Genomic DNA, 18,202 nt, shown 5'->3' on the forward strand with positions numbered 1-18,202 from the left:
TCTGCGGTCATCGGGGCAGCTGCCGTGCCGATTCGCCCGATCATCTTCGCTGAAGGACAATTTCGCAATGGCCGTTAAGGGCCCGCTAGGGCTGTATCAACAGGCTCCTGCCATTCCATGTCTGCCGGGCAAATCAGTCCGGAAAGGTTCGTTTCGCGCCGCTGAAATATTCCATCAGCGCGGCCTGATCCTCCCCACCCAGCCCGGCCGCCGTCAGCATGCGGTGCACCTCGGCGCAAACCGCTGTCAGCGGCATGGCCGTGTTGGTGCGCCGGGCGAGATCCTGCGCGCCGTTGAGGTCTTTCACCATATTGTCGATGCGGCCGGTGCGGCGGTAATCCTTCGCCACATAACGCGGCATATATTCCTGCAGGATGGCGCTGTCGGCGCGGCCGCCCTTCAGTGCCTGCGGGATTTTGGCGGCATCGACGCCGGCATCCAGCGCAAGCTGCGTTGCTTCCGCCACCGCAAGGAAGTTCAGCCCGCACAGAACCTGGTTGATGAGTTTCGTCGTCTGCCCCGCGCCGCAGGGTCCCATGTGGGTATAATTGCTGGCCACATGCCGCAGCACGCGATGCGCATCGGCCACATCCGTCTCGCTGCCGCCGGCCATCAGCGTCAATTGCCCGATGAGCGCCTTGGGCGCGCCGCCCGAAAGCGGGCTGTCCACCCAGCGCAGGCCCTTTTCCGCGGCATCGGCCGCCAGTTCCTTCGTCGCTTCCGGATCGATGGAGGACATGTCGATGATGAGCGTGCCGGGCTTCGCCCCCGCCGCGACGCCATCCTTGCCGAAGACGGCGATACGAACGATTTTCGGCGAATTGAGGCTGAGGATGACCACATCGGAAACCGAAGCCGCTTCCGCCGCCGTCCCCGCGCTCTGCGCGCCGAGGCTCGTCAGCGCCGCCACCTTTTCCGCATCCAGATCGAAAACCGTCAGATGATTTCCGGTCTCGATGAGCCGTGTGCCGATTGCCCCGCCCATGGCGCCGGCGCCGATCAGGGCGACTTTGTTCTTCTCGGTCATGGTGTTCACGGCCTCCTCCCAAAGTGTCGTGGTGTCATCGGTTCAAAACCGGATGGCGGCCGCAGCCGGCCATCCGGTTTCGGTGTTTTTAAAGCGAAGCGGTGATGCCGCCGTCGACATAGAGAATATGTCCGTTCACGAAGGACGAGGCATCGGACGACAGGAAGATGCAGGCGCCGACAAGCTCTTCGACCTTGCCCCAGCGACCGGCGGGCGTGCGCTTTTCAAGCCATGCCGAGAAGGTTTCGTCCGCCACCAGCGCCGCGTTGAGCGGCGTGTCGAAATAGCCGGGTGCGATGGCGTTGCACTGCAGGCCGTATTTGGCCCAGTCCGTCGCCATGCCTTTCGTCAGGTTGCCGACGGCGCCCTTGGTGGCGGTGTAGGGCGCGATACCGGGGCGGGCAAGGGCGGTCTGAACGCTGGCGATGTTGATGATCTTGCCACGGCCGCGGCTGATCATATGGCGCGCGGCCGCCTGTCCGGCGTGGAACACCGAGGCGATGTTGGTCTGCAGCAGGCGCTCGAAGGCATCTGCCGGAAAATCCTCGAGCGGCGTGCGGTGCTGCATGCCGGCATTGTTGACCAGAATATCGATGGGGCCGACTTCCGCCTCGAAACCGTCGATAGCCTTGCGCACCGCTTCATGATCGGTGGCGTCGAAGGCAAGCGTTTTCGCACCCTTGATGCCGGCGGCTGCTGCTTTAAGCTTCGCCTCATCGCGCCCGTTCAGCACCACTTCCGCTCCCGCTTCCGCCAGCCCTTGCGCCAGCGCGAAGCCGATGCCCTGGGACGAACCCGTGATCAGGGCGCGGCGGCCGGAAAGATCGAACAATTTAAGGCCCACTGTTTCCTCCAGTCTCTCGACATTGTATTCATACAGGTTTATGTTATCGATAACATTCATCCCTTTCAGACGTGGATGTCAAGGCTTAAACGCCCGGTTTCGGTACGGATCGGGCGGGTGGGAAGGCGGCACGACGTGCAAATGCGCGGCAGGCGGCGGTGACAGGGATGCGGATTATTTTGTCGCGCCGCTCAAGCGCGATGTCGAACGGGAGATATTTATGAGAGCGATTGTTGCCCATGGGGCAAAGGATGTGCGCATCGAGGAGCGGCCCGAGGAAGCGCCGGGGCCGGGAGAAGTGCGGCTTCGTCTGGTCCGGGGCGGAATTTGCGGCAGCGATCTGCATTATTACAACCATGGCGGCTTCGGCGCGGTGCGGCTTCGTGAACCCATGGTGCTCGGCCATGAGGTCTCCGCCGTCATCGAAGAACTGGGCGAGGGCGTGGAAGGGTTGAAGGTCGGCGGTCTGGTTGCCGTTTCGCCATCCCGCCCATGCCGAACCTGCCGCTTCTGCCAGGAAGGCCTGCACAACCAGTGCCTCAACATGCGCTTTTATGGCAGCGCCATGCCTTTCCCGCATATTCAGGGCGCTTTCCGTGAGGTTCTGGTGGCCGACGCCCTGCAATGCGTGCCGGCCGATGGCCTGAGCGCCGGCGAGGCGGCCATGGCGGAGCCGCTGGCGGTAACGCTGCACGCTACCCGCCGCGCCGGCGATTTGCTGGGGAAACGCGTGCTCGTCACCGGCTGCGGCCCGATCGGCATCCTGTCCATTCTGGCGGCGCGTCGTGCCGGCGCGGCTGAGATCGTCGCCACCGATCTTTCCGATTTCACGCTTGCCAAGGCGCGTGAGGCGGGTGCGGATCGTGTCATCAACAGCAAGGATGAGCCCGACGCACTTGCCGCCTATGGTGCGAACAAGGGAACCTTCGATGTTCTCTATGAATGCTCGGGTGCGGCGGTGGCGCTTGCCGGGGGTATTGCCGCGCTTCGTCCGCGCGGCATCATCGTCCAGCTCGGCCTTGGCGGCGATATGAGCCTGCCGATGATGGCGATCACCGCCAAGGAACTGGATCTGCGCGGCTCTTTCCGCTTCCACGAGGAATTCGCCACCGGTGTGGAATTGATGCGCAAAGGCCTGATCGACGTCAAGCCGTTCATCACCCAGACCGTCGATCTCGCCGACGCCATCTCGGCCTTTGAATTCGCCTCGGACCGCAGCCGTGCGATGAAGGTGCAGATCGCTTTTTCGTAAGCAACGTTTCTACGCGCGAATGCGCCGACGTTTCGATCGGCGGCGGGTCATCCCGCCGCCGATTTTTTCGGTGGGTTCTTGCCCGTGGCGACTCGTGAAGATGTTATCGATATCATCAACTGCTTTAGATACGTCATTCCGGCCTTGAGCCGGAATCTAGCCGGCGCGCGTCTGCGCGGCGAGAGAGTCCTTTCAGCCCAAGGACTTGGGCTGGCTGGATTCCGGCTCAAGGCCGGAATGACGGAGGGAAAGTGACGGACGCCAGCAAACGCCCCAGCCTGTCATCCCCCCTAACACGACTGCCGCATATTTTGCCCCGGGCTGCACCCACGACCGTCTTTACCGGCGTCGCCTCTGCCCATTTGCACATTTTGACGCAGGTCAAAAAGGTGATTTGCCGCCTGCCGTTTTTTGCGTTATCGAAATTTCAGAAATTACTGAAAATTCAGGAAACGTAAAAATGCCAACCAGCCTGTCCCCGCTCGTTCAGTCCTTCGTGCTGCATTTCGGTGAGATGGGCAGCCGCTGGGGCATCAACCGCACCGTCGGCCAAGTCTATGCTTTGCTTTATATTTCGCCGCAGCCGCTGTGTGCGGACGAGATTGTGGAGGCGCTCGGCATTTCCCGTTCCAACGTGTCGATGAGCCTCAAGGAGTTGCAGGCGTGGAACCTTGCAATTCTCAAGCATTTTCCGGGCGACCGGCGCGATTTTTTCACGACGCCTGACGATGTTTGGCAAATTCTCCGCACCCTTGCCGAAGAGCGCAAGAAGCGCGAGATCGATCCCACGCTCAGCGTGCTGCGCGAAATTCTGATGGAGACGCCGGAAAATGAAGATGAGCGGCATGCGCAAAAGCGCATCGACGAGATGAAGACGCTGATCGAGCAGCTGACCGGCTGGTATGACGATGTGAAGCGGCTGGAGACGGAAAGGCTGGCTTCGCTTCTGGCGCTCGGTTCGAAGGTCACGAAGCTTCTGGAGGCCAAGGACAAGATCGTCTCCCTCGCCAGACCCCGTGGCGCGAAGAAGGACGGGTGAGGAGATCGGCCGTGAGCATGTCCGTGGAAATCCGCCAGGGGGCCGATGGTGACGGGGCAGTCTGTCCTGCGCCGGTTGGAGTCTCGCCCGACGCGAGGCGTCGGCGCTTCTTCAGCAATTCCAATCGCAAAACCTCTCGCGACAGAGCCGCCGAGCGGGCGAAAATGACACGCTCGCCGGCGGTTGGGAGATCCGTTGCCCTGCTGCATGTGCTGGCGGCTTTGCTCTGGCTGCCGCAGGCAGGTTTGCTTGCCTTTTCAGTCGGAAGAATTGCCGATGGCGCGCCGATGATGGCGATCGTGCCGGCTGCGGCCGCGGTTCTCATCCTCGGCCTCATCAAGGCATGGCTGGAAAAGATCGCGGCGCGGCTGTCGTTTCGTGCGGCTCGCACGGCGCTGTCGCAGCGGCGGCTGGAAGCGCTGCAGGCTGTGGCGAAGGTTTCCCCGCTCGATCTGTCACGCACCGCCTCCGGTGAGGCGGCAGGCGTCGTGGCCGAAGCGGCGGAAGCGCTGGTGCCTTATCTTTCCCGTTTCCAGCCGGCGCAGATGAAGGCGACCCTCGTGCCGCTGGTTTTCGTGCTGGCGATCCTGCCCTTTACCTGGATTGCGGCGCTGGTGCTGCTGCTCGCCATGCCAACCATCCCGCTTTTCATGGCGCTCATCGGTTGGCAGGCCAAGGCCGCCAGCGAAAAGCAGCTTGCCGAGACGGGCAATATGAATGCCTTCCTGCTCGATCGCCTGCGCGGGCTGGAAACGATCCGCACGCTTAAAGCCGTCGATCTGACGGCGGAGCGTCTCAGCGCCGATGCGCAAAACCTGAAGAAGCGGACGATGGCGGTGCTCAGGATCGCCTTTCTCTCCTCGGCGGTGCTGGAGCTTTTCGCAGCGCTCGGCGTTGCCATGACCGCCGTTTATATCGGTTTTCATCTGCTCGGTTTTCTCGATTTCGGGGCCTGGGGCCACAAGCTGACGCTTGCCGAGGGCCTCTTCATCCTGCTGCTGGCGCCCGCCTTTTTCGAGCCGCTGCGGGAACTCTCCGCCGTCTGGCACGACCGCGCGGCCGGCGAAGCGGCGCTTGATGCGCTCGGCAAATTGACGGCCGGCGGTGCGGCCATCGCGGGCGAGGGTGCGGATGTGGCGTCTGTCCCATCCCCGACACCCGGCCTGCTGGAGATAGATAATCTCTCCTTCGCTTATCCGAACGCCCCGCCTGTCATCCAAAATCTCAACCTGACCGTTCAGCAGGGTGAGCGGGTAGCAATTCTCGGGCCTTCCGGTTGTGGCAAATCCACTGTACTCTCCTTGATTGCCGGGTTGGCCGAGGCTGGAGAGGGCTCGATCAGGATCGGTGGCGTCAAGCTCGATCATGCGACGGCGGATGGGCTGCGCAGGACGATCGGCTGGGTCAGCCAGAAGCCGTTCTTTTTTGCCGGTTCGCTGAAGGCGAATATTCGCTTCGGCCGTTCGGTTGTCAGTGACGGTATGGTGGAAGAGACGCTGCGCCGCACCGGGCTCGATGGCTTGTCTCACGCACGCCGGAATCTGCAGATTGGCGATGGCGGATATGGAATCTCGGGCGGGGAGGCGGTGCGGCTTGCCATTGCGCGTGCTTTCGCAGACCCCGCAACGCAGCTTGTTCTGGCCGATGAGCCGACAGCCCATCTCGACCGGGAAACGGCTGCTCTCGTCACGGAAAACCTGCTGCAACTGGCAAATGGCAGGACATTGATCGTCGCGACCCATGATCCGGTGCTTGCGGCGCGCATGGACAGGATCGTGGATATGACGGCGATCCATTCGAGGGGGCAGCCATGATCGCGCGTTTTGCGATATTGAGACCCATTATCGGCCTGTTCTGGTCGGCGCGGCGCGGCATGTTGATGGCGGGCGCGGCTCTGGCGGTAACGACAGTGCTGGCTGGCATCGGCCTTCTCGGCGTTTCCGGCTGGTTCATCACCGCAACGGCGATTGCCGGTCTTCTGCCGGCAACGGCCTATGCCTTCGATGTCTTTGCGCCTTCGGCCGCCATTCGTCTTCTGGCGCTGGCGCGCACCGCCGCCCGTTACGGCGAACGCATGACGACCCATGACGCCACGCTTTCCGTGCTTGCAGCACTTCGGGAAAAGCTGTTTCGCGGCTTTGCCGCGCCGCAGGCCGCGAAATCCCTGGAGGCGAGGCCCGCGCGCCTGCTGAACCGGCTGACGGCGGATATCGATGCGCTGGATTCGCTTTATCTGCGCGTGCTGGTTCCCGCTGCCGTGGCGATCCTTGCCGCAATTACGACAGGTCTCGGGCTTGCTTTTCTCCATCCTCTGGCGGGCACTCTGACGGCGGTTTTCCTCATTGCGGCGGGGCTTGGAATTTCGGTTCGCGCCGCCTTGCAGGCGGAAACATTCTCGCGCCGCCGGGCAATCGGGCTGGAAGCGCTTCGGGCTCGCACGGCCGATCTCGTGAGCGGGCAGACGGAGCTCTTGACCACCGGCCGCCTTTCCGCACAGGTCGCGGCGGTGAAACGGGCGGATGATTACCTCTCTGCCTGCGATGACACCCTGAACCGTATCGAGACCAGTGCCGGTTTTTCCTTCGGGGTTTCAGCGGCCGTTCTTTTGAGTGCTGCCCTTCTCGGCATGGCCTGGCTTGCGGAACAGGGGGCGGTGAGCGCGCCGGCCGCGGCTCTCGGGCTGCTCGTCTGTTTTGCCGCGCTGGAGCCTTTTACGGCGCTTCGTCGTGGAGCGATGGAGCTTGGGCGCACGCTGTTTTCCGCAAGGCGCATCGCGCCGCGTCTTTCGGCAACGGCTGAAGGCCGCTGTCCCGCCTCGCCGGTCGACGGCATGGCGGCAGAGCTCAAAAACGTGCGTCTGGAGCGGGAAGGGAACGACAATCCGATCCTGACGGATATTAACCTTGCAATCGCCTCCGGGGAACGGGTTGCCATCATCGGCCAGAGTGGTGCGGGCAAGACAAGCCTCATCCAGCTTCTGGCGGGTGAATTGCAGCCGGCTGCCGGCACGGTCAACGCCCTGCCGTCCACTCTTATGACGCAGCGAAGCCAGCTTTTCCGCGACAGCATCGCCGACAATCTACGGCTGGGGAAACCCGCCGCAACCGGTGCCGAGTTATGGGCCGCGCTCGAGGCGGCAGGCCTTGCCGAACACGTCAAATCTTTGCCGGCCGGGCTGGAGACAAGGCTTGGCGAGGCGGGCCAGGGGCTTTCCGGCGGCCAGTCGCGCCGGCTGGCGCTCGCCCGTTTCCTGCTCGCCGACCGGCCGCTCTGGCTTCTCGACGAGGTGACGGAAGGGCTGGACGGCGAGACCGCCCGCGACGTGCTCACCCGGTTGTTTGCGAGGGCAGAGGGAAAGACTGTCGTGATGATCACCCATAATCGCCGCGAGGCGGAATTTGCCGATCGCATCATCGTGCTGAAAGAGGGGCGTCAATTTGATGAATGTCAAAGCGGCACCCCGGAATACGGCGTAGTGCTGGAGACACTGCGCCCGGACTGAGATTTTTTGAGAGCCGGCGTCGTCTTGAAAATGGAAGGCCGGCCTTCCGGAAAAGGTAGATAGGACTATGGAACTCGACATAGTGGCGCTGTCGCGCCTGCAATTTGCAGTGACGGCTTTATATCACTTTCTGTTCGTTCCCCTGACGATCGGACTATCGGTGGTGATCGCCATCATGGAAACGGTCTATGTCATGACCGGCCGCACGGTCTGGCGGCAGATGACGAAATTCTGGGGCACGTTGTTCGGTATCAACTTCGTGCTCGGCGTTTCCACCGGCATTGTCATGGAATTCCAGTTCGGCATGAATTGGAGTTATTACAGCCATTATGTCGGCGATATTTTCGGTGCGCCGCTGGCGATCGAAGGCATGATGGCCTTCTTCCTGGAAGCCACCTTCGTCGGGCTGTTCTTCTTCGGCTGGGACAAGCTGTCGAAACTCGGTCATCTCGTTGCGACATGGTGCGTGGCGCTCGGTTCGAATTTTTCGGCGCTATGGATATTGATCGCCAATGGCTGGATGCAAAACCCGACGGGATCGGCCTTCAATCCCCAGACCATGCGCATGGAAGTGACGGACTTCTTCGAGGTCCTGTTCAACCCGGTGGCGCAGGCGAAGTTCGTCCACACGGTGTCTGCGGGTTACGTGACGGCCTCCATCTTCGTGCTCGGCGTTTCGGCCTGGTATGTGCTGAAAGGCCGCCATGTCGATCTCGCCAAGCGTTCGATGACGGTTGCCGCCTCCTTCGGTCTGGCGTCCGCGCTGTCGGTCGTCGTGCTGGGTGATGAAAGCGGCTATCTCTCCACCGAACACCAGAAGATGAAGCTCGCCTCCATCGAGGCCATGTGGGAAACCGAGCCGGCCCCGGCCCCCTTCACGGCCATCGGTTTTCCGGATCAGGAAGCGCGGGAAACCCATTTCGCGGTGAAGATCCCGTGGGTGATGGGCCTCATCGGCACCCGCTCGCTCGACACGCAAATTCCGGGCATCAACGATCTGGTGGAGCAGGCCAAGACCCGCATCCGCGACGGTATCAAGGCCTATGACGCGCTGATGCAGATACGCGCCACCGGCAAGGGCGCGGCGTTGCCGGAAGAGGTGCGCGGCACCTTTGCCGAACTCGGCCATGAGCTCGGTTATGCCCTGCTGCTGAAACGATATGTCGACGATCCGCGCCAGGCGAATGAAGAGCAGATCGCCAAGGCGGCGGCGGATACCATTCCGCATGTGCCGACCCTGTTCTGGGCGTTCCGCATCATGGTCGGCCTTGGCATCTTCTTCATCCTGCTGACGGCGACGTTCTTTTATCTTTCGGCCCGCCGCCGGCTGGATCATTATCCGTTGCTGCTGAAAGTGGCGGTCTTCGCCATTCCCCTGCCGTGGATCGCAGCGGAAATGGGCTGGGTGGTGGCCGAATTCGGCCGTCAGCCATGGATCATCGAGGGCGTGCTGCCCACGGCGGCGGCCGTCTCCAGCCTCAGCGCCTCCACCGTCCTCATCACGCTCCTGTGTTTCATCGCCATCTACACGGTGCTGTTCATCGTCGAAATGGGGCTGATGCTGAAGGCGATCCGCAAGGGGCCCGAGCCGGACCATGAGCCGGAAGCGCCGCTCGTTCCTGAAAAACTCGTCGCTGCGGAGTAAACGATCATGATATTGCACCAACTCATCGACTACGAAATCCTCCGCGTCATCTGGTGGCTGCTGCTTGGCGTGGTGCTGATTGGTTTTGCCGTGACCGGCGGTTTCGATCTCGGCACCGGCGCGCTGCTGCCCTTCGTGGCGAAAACTGACATTGAGCGGCGTGTCGTCATCAATTCCATCGGCCCCGTCTGGGAGGGCAATCAGGTCTGGCTCATCCTTGGCGGCGGCGCGATCTTCGCCGCCTGGCCGCCGCTTTATGCGGTGTCGTTTTCAGGGTTTTACCTGGCGATGTTCGCCACCCTGTTTGCGCTGATCCTGCGGCCGGTCGGTTTCAAATATCGCTCCAAGCGTGAAAGCGCCGCCTGGCGCACCGGCTGGGATTGGGCGCTCTTCATCGGCGGCTTCGTTCCCGCGCTGATCTTTGGCGTGGCCATCGGCAATGTGCTGCAGGGCGTTCCCTTCCACCTCAATGACGACCTCAGGATTTTCTATGACGGCACGACGCTGTTCGAGCTTCTGAACCCCTACGCCATCCTCTGTGGTCTCGTATCCGTCGCCATGCTCATCATGCACGGCGCGGCATGGCTGGTGCTGAAGACGGATGGTCCGGTCGCGGCCCGCGCGCGCGGTTTCGGCAGCATCGCGGCCCTTGCCACCACCGTTCTTTTTGCGCTCGGCGGCGTTTTTCTGTGGCTCGGTATCGATGGCTATCGCTTCACCTCGGAGGTCGTGACCGACGGTCCTTCCAATCCGCTGTCGAAGACGGTCGAGGTTGTGGGCGGTGTCTGGTTTGCCAATTACGCGGCGCATCCCTGGATGATGCTGGCGCCGGCGCTCGGTCTTGTCTTCCCGCTCGTCGCTTTCCTCTTGCTCCGGGCCCGCAGGGAAGTGCTGGCGCTGCTTTCCAGCTCGCTCGCGATTTTCGGCATCATCTCCACGGTGGGGCTGACGATGTTTCCCTTCATCCTGCCGTCTTCGGTCGATCCGAAATCGAGCCTGACGGTATGGGATGCGTCGTCCAGCCATATGACGCTGTTCATCATGCTGGTCGTCGCCCTCATCTTCATCCCGATCATCGTCGCCTATACGTCATGGGTCTATCGCGTGCTGTGGGGCAAGGTGGATGAAAAGGCGATCCGCGACGACAGCGGTCATGCTTATTGATTAAGAAAGAAGGAGATCGAACATGTGGTATTTCGCCTGGCTGCTCGGCCTGCCTCTCGCCGCCATCTTCGCCGTCATGAACGCCATGTGGTATGAGTTGATGGAAGAAAACGCGAAAAAGGCCGAAGCGAAGCTGGATAAATAGGGCTTCGGCGGAAGCCTCTCCTCCGTCATGCCGGACTAGATCCGGCATCCAGCCACGACGCGTCCGCGCCGTGAAAAGAGTTTCTCGCGATCAAGGACTTGATCGCGCTGGACCCCGAATCTGGTCCGGGGTGACGGAGTGCGGATGATGCAACTCCGCCAAATATAAAAGGGCGGCATCCGGTTGGGATGCCGCCCTTTTGCTACAACTGCCGTGCGGCGTCAGTGGATCGCGATGCCGCGCTTGTCCGCTTCTTCCTTGATGATGTCTTCGACCATGGCTCTGTTGAGATTTGGATTTCCCAGAAGATAGTCGTCCGCGATCTCGAAGATCGATTTCGGATTCTCGGTCCTGTGCAGGGTGCCGAGGTCCCGGCCGATCTGCTCTCGAAGGCTGGAATAGTCGTCCATCGCAGCGCTCCCGTTTATCGGTTCAATCCAGAAGGTCGGCCGGGACCTTGCCGCCGTTTTCGGACAGTTTCTTGATGACGGCCTTGTGCAGCCAGATGTTCATGGTCGCCGAATCCGAAGTGTCGCCGGTATAGCCGAGTTCGCCTGCCAGTTCCTTTCGGGCGCTGAGGCTGCTGTCCAGATTGAGCGCTTTCAGAAGGTCGACGATCGAATGTTTCCAGTCGAGTTTCTGGCCGTTCTGCTTGACCGCCGCATCCAGGATCGAAGCGACGTCGACATTGCCGGCGGGGGCCGGAGCCGCGGCTGTCGGAGCGGGTGCGGCCGGGCTTGCTGTGGCTGCCGGCGTGCCGGCCGGAGCCGAAGTCTGCGGTGCGGCCTCGGCCTTGCCGAAAATAGCGTTCTTGATCTTGTCGAAAAAGCTCATGGTGTCCTCCCCTTAGCGGCGAAATGCCCGCCCGACGGCGATGAGAATGCAGGCGCCGATGAAACCGGCGATGAGATAGCCAATCCAGCCTCCGAGCGAAATGCCCACGAGCCCCAGAAGGAAATTGGCGACGATGGCGCCGACAATGCCGAGGATAATGTTCATGAAAAGACCCATATTGCTTTTCATGAACTGTTCGGCGAGCCAACCGGCTACGCCGCCGATGATGATTGCTGCAATCCAGCCAACTTGTGCGTCTTCCATAACAAGCCTTTCCTTTGTGAGAGAGGTCCGCAGGCATATGGACAGGCTTTTGCGCGCACTGATCCCCCCGCCTTGAATAGACCTCAGGCGGAGCAATAACGGCGATATCGACGATTGGTTCCGTGCGGCGAACTGTGCGCCGCATATTCTTTAGCTCTGGCTTTGAAAGTCGAGGCCGATATCGAGAACCGGCGCGCTGTGGGTCAGCCAGCCGACGGAGATGAGATCTATGCCGGTTGCGGCGATGGCTGCGGCCGTCTGCGGATTGATGCGGCCGGACGCTTCGGTAATGGCGCGACCGGCGACGATCCCCACCGCCTCGCGCAGCTGTTCGGGTGTCATATTGTCGAGAAGGACCGCATCGACGCCCTCATCCATGACCTCGCGCAACTGCGCAAGCGTATCGACTTCCACCTCGATCTTGACGAGATGCCCCACGCCCTGCCGGGCGCCGCGGATGGCGTCGCGCACGCCGCCCGCTACCGCGATATGGTTGTCCTTGATGAGAACGGCGTCATAAAGCGCAAAACGGTGGTTCATGCCGCCGCCGGCGCGCACGGCATATTTTTCCAGCGCTCTCAGCCCCGGCGTCGTCTTGCGGGTGCAGGCGACCGAGGCCTTGGTGCCGGCAATGGCGGCAACGATTTTTGCGGTGACGGAAGCGATGCCCGACAGGTGGCCGAGGAAATTCAACGCCGTGCGTTCCGCCGTCAGAAGGCCGCGCGAGGGGCCTTCAATCGTTGCGATGATATCGCCGGGCGCCACGGCGGCCCCATCCTGCATATGCCGTTTCATCGCGATGGCCGGATCCACGAACTGGAAAGCGAGTTCCGCCGCGTCGAGACCGGCAATAACGCCCGGTTCGCGCGCGGCCATGACGACGACCGAGCGATGATCGGCGGGAATGACGGCGGCGGACGTGATGTCGCCCGCCAGCCCGAGGTCTTCCAGAAGAGCGTTGCGCACGAGCGGTTCGATGATGAGGCGTGGCAGGGGTGAAAGGGTCATGTCAGGCGCTCCGCGCAAGGCTGGCCGAAGAATGGCTGGAAGAGGAGAATTCATGGGCGATGGTGAGGACGTCGCTGAGGTTCAGCCTGCGCCTCGTCGCCGTCGCATGTTTTTCAGGGAAATCGTCGCGGAAATGCGCGCCGCGCGATTCCGTGCGCAGCCCCGCAAAGACGGCGATGGCCAGCGCGACAAGGGCAGGATCGGATGCCGGGCCGTTCCGCTCAGTCAGTGGCAGAAGATCGCGGATCGCACCCGTCAGCCCTTCCGCATGTCTTACGATGCCGAGATGGCGGGAAACGATGGGCCGGACCGGGGAGAGGTCAGCTGTCGGGAAATCGGGCACGGGGAGCGTTGCGATATCCGCTGCCTGTTTTCCCGCATATGCCGGCCTGCCGGCAATGTCTTCCGCCGCGCGCATGCCCATGGCCGCCGCTTCCAGCAGGGAATTGCTGGCAAGCCGGTTCGCGCCATGCAGCCCCGTGCAGGCGGTTTCGCCGGCAACCCAGAGACCCGACACCGAGCTTCGGCCTTTACCATCGGTGGCGACGCCGCCCATATGGTAATGCACCGCCGGGCGCACCGGAACGAGCTCACGGGCCGGGTCTATCCCGGCTTCGCGGCAGAGCAGGTCGATCGAGGGGAAGCGGGCGGAAAAGCCGGAGCCGAGCGCCTTGCGGGCATCGAGAAAGACCTTGCCACCACGCAGTATTTCGCGGTCGATGGCGCGGGCGACAATATCGCGCGAGGCAAGTTCCGCCCCCGGAACTCCCGCCATGAAACGTTCGCCGTTTTCATTGAGAAGCAGTGCGCCTTCGCCACGCACCGCTTCGCTCACCAGCGCCAGCGGCCGTCTGGGCGAGGAAAGCGCCGTCGGATGGAATTGCACGAATTCCATATCGGCGAGGATGGCGCCGGCGCGGGCGGCGAGCATGATGCCCTGCCCGAAATTGCCGGAGGGATTGGTCGTCGCCTCATAAAGTCCGCCGAGGCCGCCGGTGGCGAGAACGATCTGGCCTGCCGGCAAAGTGAAGCAGCCTTTTGGCCCGATGCAGGCGAGGCCGGCGATGACGCCATTTTCCGTCAGCAGGCGGCGAACCTCCGTGCCTTCCAGAACGGTTATGGACGGCGTGCGAAGAACGGCGGCGGCGAGAGCCCTGACGATGGCCGCGCCCGACCCGTCGCCTTCGGCATGCAGGATGCGCCTTCTGCCATGGGCGGCTTCCAGCCCGAAAACGAGCCTGCCTTCGGTATCCCGATCGAAGCGCACCCCGGCCCGCTCCAGCGCCTCGATGACGGCGGGGGCGGCGGAAACGATCTCTGCGGCCATATCTGCATCGCAGAGGCCGTCGCCTGCGGCGAGCGTATCGGCAAGATGCAGTGCGGCGCTATCGTCCGGCCCGAGGCTCGCGGCAATGCCGCCCTGCGCCCAGGCGCTGGAGGTCTCGCCGCCGAGAGCGCCGCGTGTCAGAAGCAGCACGGGCTGCGGCGCAAGCGTCAGCGCCGCCATCAGGCCCGCAATGCCGCTGCCGACAATGATCGTCCAGCCCGTATGCGACGGGAGGCGTTCGCTCATACTTCCAGCATCCTTTCCACGGCGCGGCGGGCGGCGACAGCGATGGCCGGGTCGACCGTCACTTCGTGGCGGTTTTCCTCAAGTGCCGTGCGGATATTGCCAAGCGTGATGCGTTTCATATGCGGGCAGAGATTGCAGGGGCGGATGAATTCGACATCCGGGTGATGCACGGCGACATTGTCGCTCATCGAGCATTCCGTCAAAAGCACCACGCGGGCGGGACGCTCGCGGCCGACATAATCCGACATGACGGCGGTGGAGCCGGAAAAATCCGCAGCCTCGACGACATCGGGTGGACATTCCGGATGCGCCAGCACGGTGACTCCCGGATGGCTTTCGCGCAATTCGCGAATATCATCGGCGGTGAAAAGCTCGTGCACCTCGCAATGGCCGCGCCAGGCGATCAGCTCGACATTGGTTTCCCGCGCCACGTTCTTCGCCAGATATTCATCCGGCAACATCAGCACGCGCGGCACGCCGAGCGATTCCACCACCTGGCGGGCATTGCCGGAGGTGCAGCAGATGTCAGACGCCGCCTTCACAGCGGCGGAGGTGTTCACGTAGGTCACGACCGGAACGCCGGGATAGGCCTTGCGCAGAAGCGCGATGTCCTCGGGCGTGATGGAATCGGCCAGCGAACAGCCGGCGGCCATATCCGGAATGAGCACGGTTTTTTCCGGATTGAGCAGCTTTGCCGTCTCGGCCATGAAATGCACGCCGGCCAGAACGATGACATCCGCCTCCACCTCCATCGCCTTGCGGGCAAGGGCGAGGCTGTCGCCAACGATATCGGCGACGCCGTGGAAGATTTCCGGTGTCTGGTAATTATGGGCGAGGATGACGGCATTGCGCTTGCGCTTCAGCTCGAGGATCGCCTCCACATCGTCCTGAAAGCTCATCCATTCGGCCTTGGGAATGACGCGGGCAACGCGGTCGTAAAGGCTTGCGGCGGAAATCTGCTCGTTCACGGTGCTCTCCCATTTATACTCTTTTTGAGTATATCCAGGGCAAAGACATATTCTCATTGTGAGCATATGTCAATTGCGGGAGAGCGGCAGTTTCGTTCCGGAAAGGGCGCGTTCATCGAGAACGGTCTGGCGGAAGCGGAAGAGCTTTGCCGGGCGTCCGCCGGTTTCGGTCGCCATCTGGCCCGTCTCTTCCACCAGCTGCTGCTGTTCGATCAGCCGGCGGAAGTTCTGCTTGTGCAGCGTAAGCCCCGCCAGCGCCTCGATGGCGCGCTGTAGCTGCAGGAGCGTGAAGGCGTCGGCCATCAGTTCGAACACCACGGGGCGATATTTGATCTTGGCCCGCAGACGCGCGATGCCGGTGGCGAGAATGCGGCGGTGATCGGCAAACATCGGCCTGCCGAAATTGATCCGCGGTTCCCCCTGTGCTTCCTCGACCAGCCCGGCTTCATACAGCAACTCGTAACGCTGCAGGGTCAATTCCTCGTTCCAGCCGCCGCCATCGAGGCCGAAGGTGAAATCGGCCCGCAAATGGCGCTGGCTTTTGGAAGCAGGATCGGAATCCGCCCAGGCGCGCAGCCTGTCGATGATGCTGTCCAGAACTTCCGGGCGTCCCTGACGATGATCCTCCCAGGGGAAATATTCGTACCAGCCGTGCCAGAGCGGACGTTTGCCGCCGGAGGCTTCCTGTTCGCGAACCAGCCCCAGATAGCCGATGGAGATGGTTCTGCCGCCTAAAATGTCGTTGTTGCGGTCGCGATCGGCGAAAGTATAGAGCTGTTCGAGATAACCGACGGGGTGATGGGTCTGTTCGTGAATCCATTCCCGCAAGCCGCTCTGGAGGGTTCTGTGCCCGAATTCGAACGGTCCCGACGGAAGCGCTGCACCTTCCCGAACGGTCATGACCCGCGGCTCATCCGTGGTGATGGCGGTGACGACGGCGATGAGTTCGGCATGGGCAAGCCCGATGGTCACGGCGGCTCCTCTGGTCGTTGGCGCAAGATCAATCTTCTTTGGCACAGGAAGGTTGCTTCGCCAACATGGCGGCCGAAAAGGGCTGTCGATAAGTAGTCTGACTGAAAACCGGACGCCATCAGACAAAAGGATGAATTCTTGTGGTTAGTCGTCCGTCATCTGATATGTTACAGACCCGCACGAGCATTTCAGACTGTAGAAGGCCGATGTTGGAAAACATATCTCTCGAAGAGACACTTGTGGGTTACTACACCTGGAACGTCGGGCAAAATCTGGTTTATCTGGATGCCGTGGCCGCCCGCCTGCGCGAATTTTCGCCGGAAGAAGCCGCCTGCGGCATTCCGGTCGAAGATTTCATTGCGCAGATCGAAAGCGGCTCGCGGGCGCGTGTCGCCAAGGCGGTCTATAATTCGCTGACAAGCGGCGTGTTTTACGATCAGGAATACCGCATTCAGCTCAAATCCGGCAGTTTTCGCTGGCTGCGGACAACGGGAAGAGTGATCCTGGATGGCGACCGGATCCCGATCATGGCTATGGGCACGGTGCGTGATGTCAGTGCCGGCAAGATTTTATTGATGTGATAAGCGGCGGACCTCTTCGCGAGGCGGCGGCCGATCGATTTTAATTCGTTCATTGTTTTGATGTTGCGGTGACATGGTCCGGCAGATCGCAATTTTGCTGTTTCAGATCGTTCTGGCCATTGGCCTCGGCATAGCCGGCATCCGCATCGCCTCGCTCATCAATGGCGAGGCGACATCGGCGCCAGCAGGCCTTGCGGCCAATACGGAACTGCTGTGGACGACCTCGCCGGTGCGGGTCGATCCGCGTAGCCAAAATTACGAGCGCATTCCGACGCCTCCCGATCTCTATCCGCTGAAGATGCATGCAGACCAGCGCCTGCGCGTCATCTCCAGCAGCCGCTTCACTTTCAAGGGCAAGGAATTCCGCCTCGCCGGCGTGGAGGATGTCGAGCGCAACCGCGTCTGCACCGGCCCCGACGGCCGCCGTTACGCCTGCGGCCTCAACGCCTTCAAGGCGCTGGAGAATCGGCTGCGCGGCGGATATCTGGAATGTCGGACGGTGGAGGAAGGTGGTGCCGGCGGTTCCGTGGAGTGCCGGATCAACGGGCAGGATGTACGGGCGCTGCTGCAATAGGCGATCAGGTCGAACGGGTTGCGAGATGCGCAAGAGCGACTGGCCGAAGGGAAGGTATTTTTTGTCTGGGAAGGTTTGGTGGAGCTAAGCGGGATCGAACCGCTGACCTCTTGCATGCCATGCAAGCGCTCTCCCAGCTGAGCTATAGCCCCATAAGGGTTCCGGCATTTCTTCCGGTTCCGGGAACCGAAGCGGTTGTTGTTCCGTTCGGTGGCGGCTTACTACTGCGGCTTTCCGACGAGTGCAAGCATAAAAAACGGCCCGGCGTCATTTTTTTGTCGTCGGGCCGAATTATCAAGTAAAATCAAGCTTCTTCGTCGTCGCCCGATACGCCGATGATGCCGGACATGTCGTCGTCGTCATCTTCGTCGTCGGTTTCGAGGAAGGTGTCGTCGTCGTCATCGATTTCGACGTCATCGTCGTCGCCGAGATCGGGGATATCGTCGCCGTTGTTATCGCCATCGGCATCTTCCAGCGAGACGAGTTCGACTTCCGTGTTTTCGGTATCGACTTCCGCCACTTCCTCTTCTTCAGCCTGCTCCATCTTGGCCTGGGCGGTGCTTTCCTCGAAGAAGGAGAGCGGCCAGGACTTGCCGGTGTAGGGAGAAACGACCGGATCGCGGTTCAGATCGTAGAACTTCTTGCCGGTATCGGGGTCTGTGCGCTTGGTACCAAGTTCCGCTTTTGCCACTGTCTAAGCCTCAAATTGTCGAATGAGTTTCGGTGTGTACGCCGTAAAACCGGCATAGACGGTAAAATTTATAGCCGGTCCCCTTAATCGTTGCGCTCTTTCGTGTCAAAGACAAACTT

The 18,202-nt window shown here is 61.7% G+C and carries 20 protein-coding genes and 1 tRNA gene; 10 read left to right on the forward strand and 11 right to left on the reverse strand.

All coding sequences use genetic code 11. The annotated features are described in order from the left end of the window. Positions 1-133: 133 nt before the first annotated feature. Both ACQZ5N_RS19445 and ACQZ5N_RS19450 read right to left on the reverse strand, forming a co-directional pair. Positions 134-1,027, reverse strand: a complete 894-nt coding sequence (locus ACQZ5N_RS19445) for an NAD(P)-dependent oxidoreductase (RefSeq protein WP_433823377.1) — start codon at positions 1,025-1,027, stop codon at positions 134-136. Between the two features lie 88 nt (positions 1,028-1,115). Then, a complete protein-coding gene (locus ACQZ5N_RS19450) occupies positions 1,116-1,871 on the reverse strand; it encodes an SDR family oxidoreductase (RefSeq protein ID WP_003522158.1) in 756 nt (251 codons plus the stop codon). A gap of 220 nt (positions 1,872-2,091) precedes the next feature. On the opposite strand from ACQZ5N_RS19450, the gene ACQZ5N_RS19455 reads away from it, so the two are divergent. The 8 genes from ACQZ5N_RS19455 (at position 2,092) to cydX (ending at position 10,618) form a co-directional block, all read left to right on the forward strand. After that, positions 2,092-3,123 carry an L-idonate 5-dehydrogenase gene (locus ACQZ5N_RS19455; RefSeq protein ID WP_003522159.1) on the forward strand — a complete coding sequence of 344 codons (1,032 nt, stop codon included), beginning with the start codon at positions 2,092-2,094 and terminating at the stop codon, positions 3,121-3,123. A 251-nt stretch (positions 3,124-3,374) separates the two neighbouring features. Next, positions 3,375-3,581, forward strand: a complete 207-nt coding sequence (locus tag ACQZ5N_RS19460) for a hypothetical protein (protein WP_448733845.1) — start codon at positions 3,375-3,377, stop codon at positions 3,579-3,581. Positions 3,582-3,583: 2 nt separating this feature from the next. Then, positions 3,584-4,162: a GbsR/MarR family transcriptional regulator gene (locus ACQZ5N_RS19465; protein WP_003522458.1), complete on the forward strand. Its 579-nt coding sequence runs from the start codon at positions 3,584-3,586 to the stop codon at positions 4,160-4,162. A gap of 17 nt (positions 4,163-4,179) precedes the next feature. After that, positions 4,180-5,976 (forward strand): thiol reductant ABC exporter subunit CydD, encoded by a 1,797-nt coding sequence (gene cydD, locus ACQZ5N_RS19470; protein WP_448733888.1) that lies wholly within the window; start codon positions 4,180-4,182, stop codon positions 5,974-5,976. Continuing rightward, entirely contained in the window at positions 5,973-7,664 is a 1,692-nt protein-coding gene (gene cydC / locus ACQZ5N_RS19475) for a thiol reductant ABC exporter subunit CydC (protein ID WP_448733846.1), read from the forward strand. Before cydD ends, cydC begins: the two co-directional genes overlap by 4 nt. Positions 7,665-7,731: 67 nt before the next feature. Then, positions 7,732-9,309, forward strand: a complete 1,578-nt coding sequence (locus tag ACQZ5N_RS19480) for a cytochrome ubiquinol oxidase subunit I (protein WP_142781016.1) — start codon at positions 7,732-7,734, stop codon at positions 9,307-9,309. Positions 9,310-9,315: 6 nt separating this feature from the next. Next, positions 9,316-10,473 (forward strand): cytochrome d ubiquinol oxidase subunit II, encoded by a 1,158-nt coding sequence (gene cydB, locus ACQZ5N_RS19485; RefSeq protein ID WP_448733847.1) that lies wholly within the window; start codon positions 9,316-9,318, stop codon positions 10,471-10,473. Between the two features lie 22 nt (positions 10,474-10,495). After that, complete coding sequence (cydX, locus tag ACQZ5N_RS19490; RefSeq protein WP_003508602.1) at positions 10,496-10,618, forward strand: cytochrome bd-I oxidase subunit CydX; 123 nt, start codon at positions 10,496-10,498, stop codon at positions 10,616-10,618. 221 nt (positions 10,619-10,839) lie between these two features. Here the strand turns inward: cydX and ACQZ5N_RS19495 are convergent, their stop codons facing one another. The 7 genes from ACQZ5N_RS19495 to ACQZ5N_RS19525 all read right to left on the reverse strand — a co-directional run bounded on the left by ACQZ5N_RS19495 (position 10,840) and on the right by ACQZ5N_RS19525 (position 16,237). After that, positions 10,840-11,028 carry a hypothetical protein gene (locus tag ACQZ5N_RS19495; protein WP_448733848.1) on the reverse strand — a complete coding sequence of 63 codons (189 nt, stop codon included), beginning with the start codon at positions 11,026-11,028 and terminating at the stop codon, positions 10,840-10,842. A 22-nt stretch (positions 11,029-11,050) separates the two neighbouring features. Beyond that, complete coding sequence (locus ACQZ5N_RS19500; protein WP_448733849.1) at positions 11,051-11,452, reverse strand: DUF3597 domain-containing protein; 402 nt, start codon at positions 11,450-11,452, stop codon at positions 11,051-11,053. 12 nt (positions 11,453-11,464) lie between these two features. Further along, the gene (locus tag ACQZ5N_RS19505; protein WP_003522465.1) at positions 11,465-11,716 is read right to left on the reverse strand and encodes a GlsB/YeaQ/YmgE family stress response membrane protein; all 252 of its coding nucleotides are present in this window, start codon (positions 11,714-11,716) and stop codon (positions 11,465-11,467) included. A 150-nt stretch (positions 11,717-11,866) separates the two neighbouring features. Beyond that, on the reverse strand, positions 11,867-12,724 hold the full coding sequence (nadC, locus tag ACQZ5N_RS19510) for a carboxylating nicotinate-nucleotide diphosphorylase (RefSeq protein ID WP_448733850.1): 858 nt from the start codon (positions 12,722-12,724) through the stop codon (positions 11,867-11,869). Position 12,725: 1 nt separating this feature from the next. After that, complete coding sequence (locus tag ACQZ5N_RS19515; RefSeq protein WP_448733851.1) at positions 12,726-14,297, reverse strand: L-aspartate oxidase; 1,572 nt, start codon at positions 14,295-14,297, stop codon at positions 12,726-12,728. Continuing rightward, positions 14,294-15,265 carry a quinolinate synthase NadA gene (gene nadA / locus ACQZ5N_RS19520; protein WP_003522468.1) on the reverse strand — a complete coding sequence of 324 codons (972 nt, stop codon included), beginning with the start codon at positions 15,263-15,265 and terminating at the stop codon, positions 14,294-14,296. Before nadA ends, ACQZ5N_RS19515 begins: the two co-directional genes overlap by 4 nt. Positions 15,266-15,334: 69 nt before the next feature. Next, the gene (locus tag ACQZ5N_RS19525; protein ID WP_448733852.1) at positions 15,335-16,237 is read right to left on the reverse strand and encodes an NUDIX hydrolase; all 903 of its coding nucleotides are present in this window, start codon (positions 16,235-16,237) and stop codon (positions 15,335-15,337) included. Positions 16,238-16,443: 206 nt separating this feature from the next. Here ACQZ5N_RS19525 and ACQZ5N_RS19530 point away from each other — a divergent pair, with 206 nt between their 5' ends. Together ACQZ5N_RS19530 and ACQZ5N_RS19535 are read left to right on the forward strand one after the other, a co-directional pair. Then, positions 16,444-16,818, forward strand: coding sequence for a PAS domain-containing protein (locus tag ACQZ5N_RS19530; RefSeq protein ID WP_448733853.1), 375 nt, complete (start codon positions 16,444-16,446; stop codon positions 16,816-16,818). A 73-nt stretch (positions 16,819-16,891) separates the two neighbouring features. Then, a complete protein-coding gene (locus ACQZ5N_RS19535) occupies positions 16,892-17,392 on the forward strand; it encodes a thermonuclease family protein (RefSeq protein ID WP_448733854.1) in 501 nt (166 codons plus the stop codon). A 76-nt stretch (positions 17,393-17,468) separates the two neighbouring features. Here the strand turns inward: ACQZ5N_RS19535 and ACQZ5N_RS19540 are convergent. Together ACQZ5N_RS19540 and ACQZ5N_RS19545 are read right to left on the reverse strand one after the other, a co-directional pair. Continuing rightward, positions 17,469-17,544 (reverse strand) — tRNA-Ala (locus ACQZ5N_RS19540). Between the two features lie 152 nt (positions 17,545-17,696). Next, a complete protein-coding gene (locus ACQZ5N_RS19545) occupies positions 17,697-18,083 on the reverse strand; it encodes a TIGR02300 family protein (RefSeq protein WP_003522472.1) in 387 nt (128 codons plus the stop codon). Positions 18,084-18,202 lie beyond the last annotated feature (119 nt).

It is taken from the genome of Agrobacterium sp. 22-221-1, assembly GCF_053522445.1.

What these genes read in the sequence shown, in the direction of transcription:
- ACQZ5N_RS19495 (WP_448733848.1), bottom strand. Translation starts at nt 11,028, where the DNA reads ATGGACGACTATTCCAGCCTTCGAGAGCAGATCGGCCGGGACCTCGGC.
- cydC (WP_448733846.1), top strand. Translation starts at nt 5,973, where the DNA reads ATGATCGCGCGTTTTGCGATATTGAGACCCATTATCGGCCTGTTCTGG.
- ACQZ5N_RS19515 (WP_448733851.1), bottom strand. Translation starts at nt 14,297, where the DNA reads ATGAGCGAACGCCTCCCGTCGCATACGGGCTGGACGATCATTGTCGGC.
- ACQZ5N_RS19445 (WP_433823377.1), bottom strand. Translation starts at nt 1,027, where the DNA reads ATGACCGAGAAGAACAAAGTCGCCCTGATCGGCGCCGGCGCCATGGGC.
- ACQZ5N_RS19500 (WP_448733849.1), bottom strand. Translation starts at nt 11,452, where the DNA reads ATGAGCTTTTTCGACAAGATCAAGAACGCTATTTTCGGCAAGGCCGAG.
- ACQZ5N_RS19505 (WP_003522465.1), bottom strand. Translation starts at nt 11,716, where the DNA reads ATGGAAGACGCACAAGTTGGCTGGATTGCAGCAATCATCATCGGCGGC.
- ACQZ5N_RS19480 (WP_142781016.1), top strand. Translation starts at nt 7,732, where the DNA reads ATGGAACTCGACATAGTGGCGCTGTCGCGCCTGCAATTTGCAGTGACG.
- ACQZ5N_RS19530 (WP_448733853.1), top strand. Translation starts at nt 16,444, where the DNA reads ATGTTGGAAAACATATCTCTCGAAGAGACACTTGTGGGTTACTACACC.
- cydD (WP_448733888.1), top strand. Translation starts at nt 4,180, where the DNA reads ATGTCCGTGGAAATCCGCCAGGGGGCCGATGGTGACGGGGCAGTCTGT.
- nadC (WP_448733850.1), bottom strand. Translation starts at nt 12,724, where the DNA reads ATGACCCTTTCACCCCTGCCACGCCTCATCATCGAACCGCTCGTGCGC.
- cydB (WP_448733847.1), top strand. Translation starts at nt 9,316, where the DNA reads ATGATATTGCACCAACTCATCGACTACGAAATCCTCCGCGTCATCTGG.
- cydX (WP_003508602.1), top strand. Translation starts at nt 10,496, where the DNA reads ATGTGGTATTTCGCCTGGCTGCTCGGCCTGCCTCTCGCCGCCATCTTC.
- ACQZ5N_RS19465 (WP_003522458.1), top strand. Translation starts at nt 3,584, where the DNA reads ATGCCAACCAGCCTGTCCCCGCTCGTTCAGTCCTTCGTGCTGCATTTC.
- ACQZ5N_RS19535 (WP_448733854.1), top strand. Translation starts at nt 16,892, where the DNA reads ATGGTCCGGCAGATCGCAATTTTGCTGTTTCAGATCGTTCTGGCCATT.
- ACQZ5N_RS19455 (WP_003522159.1), top strand. Translation starts at nt 2,092, where the DNA reads ATGAGAGCGATTGTTGCCCATGGGGCAAAGGATGTGCGCATCGAGGAG.